10 protein-coding genes are annotated in these 13,346 nt (G+C 52.7%); 4 read left to right on the forward strand and 6 right to left on the reverse strand.

The genetic code is table 11. The features are described from left to right. Positions 1-192: 192 nt before the first annotated feature. Entirely contained in the window at positions 193-2,046 is a 1,854-nt protein-coding gene (locus ACJHYW_RS16785; protein ID WP_410233369.1) for a DUF3300 domain-containing protein, read from the reverse strand. A gap of 354 nt (positions 2,047-2,400) precedes the next feature. On the opposite strand from ACJHYW_RS16785, the gene acnB reads away from it, so the two are divergent. Then, complete coding sequence (acnB, locus tag ACJHYW_RS16790) at positions 2,401-4,998, forward strand: bifunctional aconitate hydratase 2/2-methylisocitrate dehydratase (RefSeq protein ID WP_001355211.1); 2,598 nt, start codon at positions 2,401-2,403, stop codon at positions 4,996-4,998. A 175-nt stretch (positions 4,999-5,173) separates the two neighbouring features. Further along, positions 5,174-5,536 carry a protein YacL gene (gene yacL / locus ACJHYW_RS16795; protein WP_000384306.1) on the forward strand — a complete coding sequence of 121 codons (363 nt, stop codon included), beginning with the start codon at positions 5,174-5,176 and terminating at the stop codon, positions 5,534-5,536. 37 nt (positions 5,537-5,573) lie between these two features. Here the strand turns inward: yacL and speD are convergent, their stop codons facing one another. From speD to ACJHYW_RS16810, 3 genes are all read right to left on the reverse strand, one after another. Further along, positions 5,574-6,368: an adenosylmethionine decarboxylase gene (speD, locus tag ACJHYW_RS16800; RefSeq protein ID WP_000734287.1), complete on the reverse strand. Its 795-nt coding sequence runs from the start codon at positions 6,366-6,368 to the stop codon at positions 5,574-5,576. A 15-nt stretch (positions 6,369-6,383) separates the two neighbouring features. Further along, entirely contained in the window at positions 6,384-7,250 is an 867-nt protein-coding gene (gene speE / locus ACJHYW_RS16805; RefSeq protein WP_000818410.1) for a polyamine aminopropyltransferase, read from the reverse strand. 105 nt (positions 7,251-7,355) lie between these two features. Beyond that, the gene (locus tag ACJHYW_RS16810; protein WP_001295568.1) at positions 7,356-7,703 is read right to left on the reverse strand and encodes a YacC family pilotin-like protein; all 348 of its coding nucleotides are present in this window, start codon (positions 7,701-7,703) and stop codon (positions 7,356-7,358) included. A gap of 165 nt (positions 7,704-7,868) precedes the next feature. On the opposite strand from ACJHYW_RS16810, the gene cueO reads away from it, so the two are divergent. After that, a complete protein-coding gene (gene cueO, locus ACJHYW_RS16815) occupies positions 7,869-9,419 on the forward strand; it encodes a multicopper oxidase CueO (protein WP_001189634.1) in 1,551 nt (516 codons plus the stop codon). Between the two features lie 46 nt (positions 9,420-9,465). Here the strand turns inward: cueO and gcd are convergent, their stop codons facing one another. Next, complete coding sequence (gcd, locus tag ACJHYW_RS16820) at positions 9,466-11,856, reverse strand: quinoprotein glucose dehydrogenase (RefSeq protein ID WP_001306211.1); 2,391 nt, start codon at positions 11,854-11,856, stop codon at positions 9,466-9,468. 205 nt (positions 11,857-12,061) lie between these two features. Here gcd and hpt point away from each other — a divergent pair, with 205 nt between their 5' ends. Continuing rightward, positions 12,062-12,598: a hypoxanthine phosphoribosyltransferase gene (gene hpt / locus ACJHYW_RS16825; RefSeq protein ID WP_000683335.1), complete on the forward strand. Its 537-nt coding sequence runs from the start codon at positions 12,062-12,064 to the stop codon at positions 12,596-12,598. 40 nt (positions 12,599-12,638) lie between these two features. Here hpt and can read toward each other — a convergent pair whose 3' ends face one another. Beyond that, positions 12,639-13,301: a carbonate dehydratase gene (gene can / locus ACJHYW_RS16830; protein ID WP_000651599.1), complete on the reverse strand. Its 663-nt coding sequence runs from the start codon at positions 13,299-13,301 to the stop codon at positions 12,639-12,641. Between the last annotated feature and the right edge of the window lie 45 nt (positions 13,302-13,346).

Below are 13,346 nucleotides of genomic sequence, written 5' to 3' on the forward strand. Positions count from 1 at the left end.
GCTGCATGAATCTACGCAACAGGTTGAAAACCTAAGGCCCGATACGGCATGCGGACTGCAGGCAGAGAAAACTGGCCGATTTTCTCTGCACAGGAGGGATAATACAAGGCCCGATAAGCTTGCGCATCGGGCGATTCGATGTTTGTCATCAGTCTTAAGCGGCTAACAACGCCGCTTTTTTACGTCTGCAATTTACCTTTCCAGTCTCCTTGCTCCACGCTCAGACAACCGTTCGCGTACCGCTGACCGTTGTTCATTATTCAATCGGGCAGTATGGTTACTGTCGTTTAGACGCTGCGGGCGGCTCTCCTGAACTTTCTCTCGAAAAACCTGACGCTGCTCAGGCGAGGCAGACTGGATACGCTGACGTGCTGCATCTCTTTGCTGTTGATTCTGCGGGTTTGTCTGCATTTTCTCGCGGGCCGCCTGGCGCTGCTCAGGTGATGCAGACTGAATACGCTCACGCGCTGCCTCTCTTCGCTGCTGGTTCTGCGGGTTAGTCTGCATTTTCTCGCGGACTGCCTGGCGCTGCTCAGGCGAGGCGGGCTGAATGCGCTCACGCGCTGCGTCTCTTCGCTGCTGGTTCTGCGGGTTAGTCTGCATTTTCTCGCGGACTGCCTGGCGCTGCTCAGGAGAGGCCGACTGATAACGCTGACGAGCAGCGTCCTTTTGTTGCTGGGTCAGTGGGTGGCGACGGCTGAACTCGCGGAAGTCGTCATAGCTCCCATTGTGTTCAGCTTCATTAAACCGCTGTGCCGCTGCCTGACGTTGGGTATCTCGTGTAATGACGGGGGCGGCGTGTGTTCGTTGCTGAAACTGACTTGCTGCCGCCTGACGCTGGCTGTCGCGTGTTGGAGCAGGTAACTGCGTGGCGCTCATGCCGCCGTTGACATCGGTTTGGTGAAACCGCTTTGCCATATCCTGATCATGATAGGGCACACCATTACGGTAGTTTGGATTGTGCCGCCATGCCATGTTCTTATCAGTAAGATGCTCACCGGTGATACGGTTGAAATTGTTTACGTCGATATTGATGTTGTCGCCGTTGTGTTGCCAGCCATTACCGTCACGATGACCGCCATCGTGGTGATGATAATCATCATCGTCATGATGATGATGGTCATGATCGTCGTCGTCCCAGTCGATGCTGCTGAATAGTGCGTATGTGGTAGCAACGCCCATGCTATAGCCGAATCCGCGCACAAAGCTGTCAACAAACGGTTCTCCGGCTGGTGGTGGCAGGTAAACCGGCGGATAAGCGGTATTGGCCCAACTACCGTAAACCACGTTTGGGTTGTAGTTCGGAATATAAACCACATCCGGATTGGCTGGCTCAATGGTTATTACGGTCGGTGCAGGTTCTGCGACGACGGGGCTGGACGTAGAAACGGTATTTGATTGTGTGGCAGGGGCGTTGGCGGGCTGATTTACCGGTACGACTTTTTTCGTTGTCGTGATGATCTTTTGTTCAGTTGATGACTTTAGCGAACCGGTTTGTTGCGCCAGTTGCCGCAATCGTTGTACCGAGTCCAACACGTCCTGCGGCTGCGCCAGAAAAGCATCGCCCAGGTTTTGCACCCATTGCGGGTTTTCGCCCATCAATGCCATCAATTGTGGAAAGGCCACCAGTGATTTGACGCTGGCGTCCCACGGCTGGCCAGATACCGCCTGAATAGCAGCATCGCCTTGTTTAAGTGGATTATCGTGCGACCATTGCACTGCTTGAGCAACGTTTGCCGGATAGGTTGATGCCATTAACACTTGTGAAAGCAGAGAGTCGGGGTACAGCGCGACGGGCGCGACCCATTGATCGATTTGTGCAGTGCTGAATGTAGATTTGACGACGGCAGGCGTTACGGGAGGCGCGGAAACCGTTGCAGGAAGCGTAACTGCGGAGATGTCAGGCGCAGTCTGTTGTGTCGATTGCGATTCCACAGGCGCTTCCACTGTGCGGCTTTTTATATATAGCCCGGCAGAGGCGGCACAAAGCCCGGCACTGCAAATTAGCGCCAGCACATGGGGTTTAAACGGCAAAGTCATTTTCATAATTCGGATCTCAAGGAAATCGCAATGGTCGGCGAACTGCCACCCGCAGGTGCTGTGATTCCGAGTATAAAGAGGCGGTAGTTTAAATTTTGACTAATCTTGGGATTCGTTGAGAAAGGTGATTATCACCATGCGAATTAACGAAGTTTTTACGGAGGGAAACAATCTCTAGACCATCCTTAACGATTCAGCCACTTTTTTATGTTGCTTTTTTGTAAACAGATTAACACATCGTCAAAATCCTGCTATTCTGCCCGTTGCGGTACTGGGCATTTACCCTACAAACTGCTGTCTCACAGGAGCGTGAAGAGAATCGCCTGCCGCACTATGACAATGAGAGCGAGGAGAACCGTCGTGCTAGAAGAATACCGTAAGCACGTAGCTGAGCGTGCCGCTGAGGGGATTGCGCCCAAACCCCTGGATGCAAACCAAATGGCCGCACTTGTAGAGCTGCTGAAAAACCCGCCCGCGGGCGAAGAAGAATTCCTGTTAGATCTGTTAACCAACCGTGTTCCCCCTGGCGTCGATGAAGCCGCCTATGTCAAAGCAGGCTTCCTGGCTGCTGTCGCGAAAGGCGAAGCCAAATCCCCACTGCTGACTCCGGAAAAAGCCATCGAACTGCTGGGCACCATGCAGGGTGGTTACAACATTCATCCGCTGATCGACGCGCTGGATGATGCCAAACTGGCACCGATCGCTGCCAAAGCACTTTCTCACACACTGCTGATGTTCGATAACTTCTATGACGTAGAAGAGAAAGCCAAAGCAGGCAACGAATATGCGAAGCAGGTAATGCAGTCCTGGGCGGATGCCGAATGGTTCCTGAATCGCCCGGCGCTGGCTGAAAAACTGACCGTTACCGTCTTCAAAGTCACTGGCGAAACCAACACCGATGACCTCTCTCCGGCACCAGATGCGTGGTCGCGCCCGGATATCCCACTGCACGCGCTGGCGATGCTGAAAAACGCCCGTGAAGGTATTGAGCCAGATCAGCCTGGTGTTGTTGGCCCGATCAAACAGATTGAAGCTCTGCAGCAGAAAGGTTTCCCGCTGGCGTACGTCGGTGACGTTGTGGGCACGGGGTCATCGCGTAAATCCGCCACTAACTCCGTTCTGTGGTTTATGGGTGAAGATATTCCTCATGTACCGAACAAACGCGGCGGTGGTTTGTGTCTCGGCGGTAAAATTGCACCCATCTTCTTTAACACGATGGAAGACGCGGGTGCACTGCCAATCGAAGTGGACGTCTCTAACCTGAACATGGGTGACGTAATTGACGTTTACCCGTACAAAGGTGAAGTGCGTAACCACGAAACCGGCGAACTGCTGGCGACCTTCGAACTGAAAACCGACGTGCTGATTGATGAAGTGCGTGCCGGTGGTCGTATTCCGCTGATTATCGGGCGTGGCCTGACCACCAAAGCGCGTGAAGCACTTGGTCTGCCGCACAGCGATGTGTTCCGTCAGGCGAAAGATGTCGCTGAGAGCGATCGCGGCTTCTCGCTGGCGCAGAAAATGGTCGGTCGTGCCTGCGGTGTGAAAGGCATTCGTCCGGGCGCGTACTGCGAACCGAAAATGACTTCTGTTGGTTCTCAGGACACCACTGGCCCGATGACCCGTGATGAACTGAAAGACCTGGCGTGCCTGGGCTTCTCGGCTGACCTGGTGATGCAGTCTTTCTGCCACACCGCGGCGTATCCGAAGCCAGTTGACGTGAACACGCACCACACGCTGCCGGACTTCATTATGAACCGTGGCGGTGTGTCGCTGCGTCCGGGTGACGGCGTAATCCACTCCTGGCTGAACCGTATGCTGCTGCCGGATACCGTCGGTACTGGCGGTGACTCCCATACCCGTTTCCCGATCGGTATCTCTTTCCCGGCGGGTTCTGGTCTGGTGGCATTTGCAGCCGCAACAGGCGTAATGCCGCTGGATATGCCGGAATCCGTTCTGGTGCGCTTCAAAGGCAAAATGCAGCCGGGCATCACCCTGCGCGACCTGGTTCACGCCATTCCGCTGTATGCAATCAAACAAGGTCTGCTGACCGTTGAGAAGAAAGGCAAGAAAAACATCTTCTCTGGTCGCATTCTGGAAATTGAAGGTCTGCCGGATCTGAAAGTTGAGCAGGCCTTTGAGCTGACCGATGCGTCCGCCGAGCGTTCTGCTGCCGGTTGTACCATCAAGCTGAACAAAGAACCGATCATCGAATACCTGAACTCTAACATCGTCCTGCTGAAGTGGATGATCGCGGAAGGTTACGGCGATCGTCGTACCCTGGAACGTCGTATTCAGGGCATGGAAAAATGGCTGGCGAATCCTGAGCTGCTGGAAGCCGATGCAGATGCGGAATACGCGGCAGTGATCGACATCGATCTGGCGGATATTAAAGAGCCAATCCTGTGTGCACCGAACGACCCGGACGACGCTCGTCCGCTGTCTGCGGTACAGGGCGAGAAGATCGACGAAGTGTTTATCGGTTCTTGCATGACTAACATCGGTCACTTCCGTGCTGCGGGTAAACTGCTGGATGCGCACAAAGGTCAACTGCCGACCCGCCTGTGGGTGGCACCGCCAACGCGTATGGACGCTGCGCAACTGACCGAAGAAGGCTACTACAGCGTCTTCGGTAAGAGTGGTGCGCGTATCGAGATCCCTGGCTGTTCCCTGTGTATGGGTAACCAGGCGCGTGTAGCAGACGGTGCGACGGTGGTTTCCACCTCTACCCGTAACTTCCCGAACCGTCTGGGGACTGGCGCGAATGTCTTCCTGGCTTCTGCTGAACTGGCTGCTGTTGCGGCGCTGATTGGCAAACTGCCGACGCCGGAAGAGTACCAGACCTACGTGGCGCAGGTGGATAAAACTGCCGTTGATACTTACCGTTATCTGAACTTCAACCAGCTTTCTCAGTACACCGAAAAAGCGGACGGGGTGATTTTCCAGACTGCGGTTTAATAAGTAAGCGCATGCGCTGCGCATAAACGACACAATGCCCGGTGAATGAGATTCCCGGGCATTTTTTTATTTCTAAACCATCGCCGTTCCGCTGTTTTTCTCCGGTAAGGCTGCGATAATTACATCAATGGCGCAATGCGATTTCGGCGCATTGCCGGGAGCAGAGGAACACACTATGGATTACGAATTTCTGCGCGATATTACCGGAGTGGTAAAGGTGCGTATGTCCATGGGGCATGAAGTGGTCGGGCACTGGTTTAATGAAGAGGTGAAAGAAAACCTGGCCTTGCTTGATGAAGTGGAACAAGCGGCGCACGCATTGAAAGGTAGCGAACGATCCTGGCAACGGGCAGGGCATGAATACACTCTGTGGATGGACGGTGAAGAGGTGATGGTTCGCGCCAATCAACTGGAATTCGCTGGCGATGAAATGGAAGAGGGGATGAACTACTACGATGAAGAGAGCTTGTCGCTGTGCGGCGTTGAGGATTTTCTTCAGGTGGTGGCGGCTTACCGTAATTTCGTGCAGCAGAAGTAAGTAAATCAGGCGGAGCCTCCGTGCTCCGCCTGAGACGTTAAACAGCGGGCATATTGCGCCCGTAATAAATCTCGCGCATTTCTTTCCACAGCGCAGCGGTAATTTCCTGGCGCTCGCTGTCGGTTAAGTCTTCCGGTTTTGTGTGGAACATGTAGTGCTTAAGGTCGAACTCTTTAAGCAACATCTTGGTATGGAAGATATTTTCCTGATAGACGTTCACATCCACCATGTCATACAGCGCCTTCATATCGTCAGACATAAAGTTCTGAATCGAATTAATCTCATGGTCGATAAAGTGCTTCATACCGTTAATGTCGCGGGTAAAACCGCGCACGCGATAATCAATGGTTACGATATCGGACTCAAGCTGGTGGATCAGGTAATTCAGCGCCTTCAGCGGGGAAATCACGCCGCAGGTGGAGACTTCAATATCGGCGCGGAAGGTACATAAACCGCCTTCAGGATGACTTTCCGGGTAGGTATGTACGCAAATATGACTTTTATCGAGATGGGCAACGACCGTTTCTGGCAGTGGGCCGGGGTGTTCTGTTTTGTCGATAAGTTTTGGGTCGACCGGTTCTTCACTCACCAGAATAGTGACGCTGGCACCTTGTGGTTCGTAATCCTGGCGGGCGATGTTAAGAATATTGGCCCCGATAATAGAACAGGTTTCTGACAGGATTTCGGTCAGACGGTTGGCATTATAGAGTTCATCGATATAAGCAATATAACCGTCGCGTTCTTCGGCTGTTTTGGCGTAGCAGATGTCGTAAATACAAAAACTCAGACTTTTGGTCAGGTTATTAAAGCCATGCAGTTTCAGTTTTTTCAATTTCTTATCTTCTCCTTAGGACGGCTGTGAAGCCAGTGCGTCTTGCAGATACTGAGGTAAGGCAAAAGCTGCCGTATGGATTGCCGGATTGTAATAACGGCATTTCAGGCCAGAAGCGAGAAAACGCGCCTGAATAATTTCGGTTGAGAGATGGCGTAAGGCATCGTTATCTGTCGCCCATGCAAAGGTCATGATGCCGCCGTAATAGGTCGGGATCGCCGCCAGATAAAAGCCAACGTCGCTGAAGTAATGGCTGAGTTTGCGATGGCTGTCGATGGCTTCTTCCTGCTGTAAAAAGCAGACGCCGTTTTGTGCGACGAAGATACCGCCAGGATTCAGGCAACGTTTGCAGCCTTCATAAAATGCTGAGGTGAAAAGGCTTTCGCCGGGACCGATAGGATCGGTGCAGTCGGAGATAATGACATCAAAGGTCTGGCTGGTTTGATTCACGAAATTGACGCCATCGTCGATCACCAGCTTAAAGCGCGGATCGTCGTAGCTACCGGCGTTATGGTTGGGCAGATACTGACGGCAGAACGATACGACACCCGCATCGATTTCCACCATCGTGATTGACTCAACGTTTTTATGTCGGGTCACTTCACGCAGCATGGCACCGTCGCCGCCGCCGATAATCAGCACATGTTTCGCGTGACCGTGGGCTAATAGCGGAACGTGGGTCATCATCTCATGATAGATAAACTCGTCGCGCTCGGTGGTTTGTACTACGCCATCCAGCGCCATTACGCGGCCAAATGCAGCGTTCTCAAAAATGATCAGATCCTGGTGATCGGTCTTTTCATGATACAGAACGTTATCTACCGCAAAGTACTGCCCAAACTGGTCGTGTAGCGTTTCATGCCACTGTTTTTTTTCGGCCATGGGTTGATACCTCCTTTGTTAACACCCGTAAAAAAAGGGCGCAACATAATAGCTAACATTGACCGCGGATGCACGGTCAATATTTCTACAAAAAGGTATCAGGGATTATTTGACGTAGGCAAGCAGGCTTAAGGAATCGCGGGCCAGGGCTTTGCACTTTTTAGCGACGGGAATGCCAATGCCGCTGAGATCGCGGTAGCTGTCTTCACCGAGGGCTTTCATGTCGAAGGTGTCGTAATTACTGAGATCCCACTGGTTTTGCTGGGCAAAAAAGACCAGTGCGCGACGAATTTGCCCGTTAGGTAAGTTCTGGTAACCACAATCGTTCTTCAGAAAAACAAAAACTGCCGTTAAATCGGCCATATCTTCGGCTTCAGACTCGCTGAGCGCGTAACTGTTTGCGCAGACGGCCATCAGGCTGCCGAATAACACTGTTCTGAAAAACGTCTTCATTGCTTCTACCAGGGGCTTAAAGAAGATAAACGTTAGCACACTGCGAGCGAGGCGACGACCATTATTGTCGATTAAATTGTGTCTGCGGCTTGACCTTCCCGTAAGGGGAAGGACTATGCTCAACGTTTGATTTTGTTTCGCCTGCTTAAGAATAAGGAAATAACTATGCAACGTCGTGATTTCTTAAAATATTCCGTCGCGCTGGGTGTGGCTTCGGCTTTGCCGCTGTGGAGCCGCGCAGTATTTGCGGCAGAACGCCCAACGTTACCGATCCCTGATTTGCTCACGACCGATGCCCGTAATCGCATTCAGTTAACTATTGGCGCAGGCCAGTCCACCTTTGGCGGGAAAACGGCGACCACCTGGGGCTATAACGGCAATCTGCTGGGGCCGGCGGTGAAATTACAGCGCGGCAAAGCGGTAACGGTTGATATCTATAACCAACTGACGGAAGAGACGACGTTGCACTGGCACGGGCTGGAAGTACCGGGTGAAGTCGACGGCGGCCCGCAGGGAATTATTCCGCCAGGTGGCAAGCGCTCGGTGACGTTGAACGTTGATCAACCTGCCGCTACCTGCTGGTTCCATCCACATCAACATGGCAAGACCGGGCGACAGGTGGCGATGGGGCTGGCTGGGCTGGTGGTAATTGAAGATGACGAGATCCTGAAATTAATGCTGCCAAAACAGTGGGGTATTGATGATGTCCCGGTGATTGTTCAGGATAAAAAATTTAACGCTGACGGGCAGATTGATTATCAACTGGATGTGATGACCGCCGCTGTGGGTTGGTTTGGCGATACGTTGCTGACCAACGGTGCAATCTACCCGCAACACGCTGCCCCGCGCGGCTGGCTGCGCCTGCGTTTACTCAATGGCTGTAACGCCCGCTCGCTCAATTTCGCCACCAGCGACAATCGCCCGCTTTATGTGATTGCCAGCGACGGTGGTCTGCTACCTGAACCGGTGAAGGTGAGCGAACTGCCGGTGCTGATGGGCGAGCGTTTTGAAGTGCTGGTGGAGGTTAACGACAACAAACCATTTGACCTGGTGACGCTGCCGGTCAGCCAGATGGGGATGGCGATTGCGCCGTTTGATAAGCCGCATCCGGTAATGCGGATTCAGCCGATTGCTATTAGTGCCTCCGGTGCTTTGCCAGATACGTTAAGTAGCCTGCCTGCGTTACCTTCGCTGGAAGGGCTGACGGTACGTAAGCTGCAACTCTCTATGGACCCGATGCTCGATATGATGGGGATGCAGATGCTGATGGAGAAATATGGCGATCAGGCGATGGCCGGGATGGATCACAGTCAGATGATGGGGCATATGGGGCATGGCAATATGAATCATATGAACCACGGCGGGAAGTTCGATTTCCACCATGCCAATAAAATCAACGGTCAGGCGTTTGATATGAATAAGCCGATGTTTGCGGCGGCGAAAGGGCAGTACGAACGTTGGGTTATCTCTGGCGTGGGCGACATGATGCTGCATCCGTTCCATATTCACGGCACGCAGTTCCGTATCTTGTCAGAAAATGGCAAACCGCCAGCGACTCATCGCGCAGGCTGGAAAGATACCGTTAAGGTAGAAGGTAATGTCAGCGAAGTGCTGGTGAAGTTTAATCACGATGCACCGAAAGAACATGCTTATATGGCGCACTGCCATCTGCTGGAGCATGAAGATACGGGGATGATGTTAGGGTTTACGGTATAAAAAGACCGTATTCAGAAATATGCCCGGATCTCTCCGGGCATTATGGTTACTTCACATCATCCGGTAGCGCATAAGCCACAATATAGTCGCCCATCTTCGTACCAAATGAACCGTGACCGCCTGCGGAGATCACCACATACTGCTTGCCATTCACTTCATAGGTCATTGGCGTAGCCTGACCACCCGCTGGTAAACGGCCCTGCCACAGTTTTTCACCGTTGCTCATGTTGTAAGCGCGCAGGTAGTTATCTGCCGTAGCGGCGATAAACAGTACGTTACCCGCTGTGGAGATTGGCCCGCCAAGCATCGGCATACCCATATTGAACGGCACCGGTACAGGCATCGGGAACGGCATACTGTCCTGCGGCGTACCAATACGTTTCTTCCACACCACTTCATTGGTTTTCAGATCCAGCGCCGAGATATAACCCCATGCTGGCTGTTTACATGGCAGACCAAACGGTGAGAGGAACGGGTTGAGCGTGACACCATACGGTACACCGTACTGTGGCTGAATGCCGGATTCCGTACCCGTGCCTTTGGCATCTTTCGGCTGTTCCATCGGGTTACCAGGACCGCGTGGGATCAGTTTCGAAACAAACGGCAGTGCCATTGGGTTGGCAATTGCCACTTCACGATTCGGATCAACGGAAATCCCGCCCCATTCGAACATCCCCAGGTTACCCGGGAAGACCAGCGTACCCTGTTCAGATGGCGGGGTGAAAATGCCTTCATAGCGCATCTGGTGGAACATCACGCGGCACACCAGCTGGTCAAACATGGTGGCTCCCCACATATCCGCACCGCTCAAATCTTTCGTCGGACGGAAGCTCAGTTCAGAAAACGGTTGAGTTGGGGTTACGTAATCGCCTTTGGCAGCACCTTGGGGAACCGGTTTTTCCGGTGCAGGAACCACCAGTTCGCCATTACGACGATCGAGCACAAAAATGTTGCCGGTTTTCGCCGGAGCATAAATGACTGGCACTTTCTGACCATTAACGGTGATGTCTGCCAGCGTCGGCTGTGCCGGAAGATCCATATCCCACAGGTCGTGGTGAACGGTCTGGTAGCTCCACGCCAGTTTCCCGGTAGTGGCATTCAGCGCCAGAATCGAGCTGGCATAACGTTCCTGTTCCGGTGTGCGGTTACCGCCCCAGATATCCGGCGTGGTCACGCCCATCGGCAGATAGACCAGATCCAGCTTCGCGTCATAGGCCGCTGGTGCCCACGAGTTTGGTGAGTTAAAGGTAAAGGTGTGTTCGTCAGACGGGATTGCGTTCGGATCTTTCGCGCCCGGATCAAAAGCCCACAACAGCTCCCCGGTGTTGACATCAAAACCACGGATCACGCCAGACGTTTCGCGGGTTGAGAAGTTGTCGGTGACTGAACCGGCCATCACGATGGTTTTATCGGTGATAATCGGCGGCGAAGTCGGCTCATACAGACCCGGTTTGGTGTCCGGCATATTGCTTTGCAGATTGAGCACGCCTTTATTGGCGAAGGTTTCGCACAGCTTGCCGTTTTCAGCGTTAATTGCAATCAGGCGACCATCATTGACCGGAAGAATGATACGACGCGGGCAATCCGCCATCACTTCTGGCGAGGCCGTTTCTGCTTTGGCTTCATGATAAGAGACACCACGGCAGGTTACATGCTGGAAAGACTCGTTGGTTTTCAGTTCAGGATCGTAATGCCATTTCTCTTTGCCGCTGGCAGCATCGAGCGCAAACAGGCGCTGGTGAGCGGTACACAGGTAAAGCGTATCGCCCACTTTAATCGGCGTCACTTCATTGGTGATTTCGCCCGGATCGTTCGGCTGCTTCACATCGCCTGTGCGGAACACCCAGGCTTCTTTCAGATTGTGAACGTTATCGGCGTTAATTTGTTTCAGAGGTGAAAAGCGTTGACCTTCCTGATTGCGACCATACGCAGGCCAGTCCTGATCGGCAACCGGTGAGATGGCTTCGGCAGGTGTGGCATCGGCGCTTAAGGTGCCGTTGATTTCCTGCGGATCGTTAAATCCCGCCCAGGTGAGGATTCCGCCACTAATCAGCAACGCCACCACCAGAGCGGCAACTGCGCCGCTGGCAGGAATGACCAGGCGACGCCAGACAAACGGCAGGATCAGCCAGATGCCGAAGAAGACCAGAATGTCGCTGCGCGGAGTCAGCGCCCAGAAGTCGAAACCAACTTCCCAGACGCCCCAAATCATGGTGCCGAGCAGCAGGGCTGCGTATAGCCAAAGCGCAGCGCGTTTACTGCGCCACAGCATCCAGGCGACGCCGAGCATCACAAGGCCAGCGATAGGGTAGTACCAGGAGCCGCCAATCGCGACCAGCCAGCCTCCGCCAATGAGTAGATACAGCCCGCAAAGCGCTGCAAAAAGGGCTGTTAGCGTGACGAGTAATCGTCGCGAGCCTGTATTGTTAATTGCCATAAAGAGACACCATTTCAATTCATTAATATTTTAGTAGCAATTAATTATAGGTTTTAACATGTGTGATCGTCATCACAATTCGAGCTTTATTAACAGATTCCGCGAATGAATAGTTTTACTGGTATACTGCGTGTCTTGCGCTTTGTTGCGGTGCCAAAACCTGCCCGTGCGAAGTGATTTGTTTTTAAATCATATGGTTAGAGATATGAAACATACTGTAGAAGTAATGATCCCCGAAGCGGAGATTAAAGCGCGTATCGCCGAACTGGGTCGTCAGATTACTGAGCGTTACAAAGACAGCGGCAGCGATATGGTGCTGGTGGGTCTGCTGCGTGGCTCATTTATGTTTATGGCGGACCTGTGCCGTGAAGTTCAGGTATCTCATGAAGTCGACTTTATGACCGCCTCCAGCTACGGTAGCGGCATGTCCACCACCCGTGATGTGAAAATCCTCAAAGATCTGGATGAAGATATCCGTGGCAAGGACGTGCTGATTGTTGAAGATATCATCGACTCGGGGAATACACTGTCGAAAGTGCGTGAGATCTTAAGCCTGCGCGAACCGAAGTCGCTGGCGATTTGTACGCTGCTGGATAAACCGTCCCGTCGTGAAGTGAACGTCCCGGTAGAATTTATCGGTTTCTCGATCCCGGATGAGTTTGTGGTGGGTTACGGCATTGATTACGCACAGCGTTACCGTCATCTGCCGTATATCGGCAAAGTAATTCTGCTGGACGAGTAAGTGTGAAGTTGCCGGATGTGTTGCATCCGGCATGGCATTTTTATTTGTGGTTGGCGTGTTTCAGCTTGAGGTTAGAAATCCCGTGACGGTAACGTTGCTCAAGGGTTTCTCGGTTGGTCGCTGTGACATCCAGATCACGCAGCAAGCCGTCGTGAATGCCGTAGGCCCAGCCGTGAATGGTGACTTTCTGCCCGCGTTTCCACGCTGATTGCATAATGGTGGAGTGGCCCAGGTTATACACCTGTTCCATGACGTTCAGTTCACACAAGGTATCCAGACGGCGCTCTTGCGGCATTTCGCCGAGCAATGAGCTATGTTTGAACCAGATATCGCGGATGTGCAGCAGCCAGTTGTTGATAAGCCCCAGTTCCGGGTTTTCAACTGCGGCTTGTACGCCGCCGCAACCGTAGTGGCCGCAGATAATAATGTGTTCAACTTCGAGAACATCCACTGCATACTGAACCACGGAAAGGCAGTTCAGGTCAGTGTGAATGACCAGGTTAGCAACATTACGGTGAACAAAGAGTTCGCCCGGCTCAAGACCGGTTAAACGTTCTGCAGGAACGCGACTGTCGGAACATCCAATCCATAGAAAGCGCGGTTTTTGCGCTTGTGCCAGTTTCTCAAAAAATCCGGGATCCTCTTCCACCAGCATTTTTGACCATAGTGCATTGTTGCTGATGAGTGTATCTATGTCTTTCATGGAGGTTAACGACCTGTAACCAAATAATTACGTTTGGCTAATATA

The sequence above is a fragment of the Escherichia sp. WS3063 genome (assembly GCF_046486595.1).
GTDB lineage: Bacteria > Pseudomonadota > Gammaproteobacteria > Enterobacterales > Enterobacteriaceae > Escherichia > Escherichia coli.

What these genes read in the sequence shown, in the direction of transcription:
- can (WP_000651599.1), bottom strand. Translation starts at nt 13,301, where the DNA reads ATGAAAGACATAGATACACTCATCAGCAACAATGCACTATGGTCAAAA.
- gcd (WP_001306211.1), bottom strand. Translation starts at nt 11,856, where the DNA reads ATGGCAATTAACAATACAGGCTCGCGACGATTACTCGTCACGCTAACA.
- cueO (WP_001189634.1), top strand. Translation starts at nt 7,869, where the DNA reads ATGCAACGTCGTGATTTCTTAAAATATTCCGTCGCGCTGGGTGTGGCT.
- speE (WP_000818410.1), bottom strand. Translation starts at nt 7,250, where the DNA reads ATGGCCGAAAAAAAACAGTGGCATGAAACGCTACACGACCAGTTTGGG.
- ACJHYW_RS16810 (WP_001295568.1), bottom strand. Translation starts at nt 7,703, where the DNA reads ATGAAGACGTTTTTCAGAACAGTGTTATTCGGCAGCCTGATGGCCGTC.
- ACJHYW_RS16785 (WP_410233369.1), bottom strand. Translation starts at nt 2,046, where the DNA reads ATGAAAATGACTTTGCCGTTTAAACCCCATGTGCTGGCGCTAATTTGC.
- hpt (WP_000683335.1), top strand. Translation starts at nt 12,062, where the DNA reads ATGAAACATACTGTAGAAGTAATGATCCCCGAAGCGGAGATTAAAGCG.
- yacL (WP_000384306.1), top strand. Translation starts at nt 5,174, where the DNA reads ATGGATTACGAATTTCTGCGCGATATTACCGGAGTGGTAAAGGTGCGT.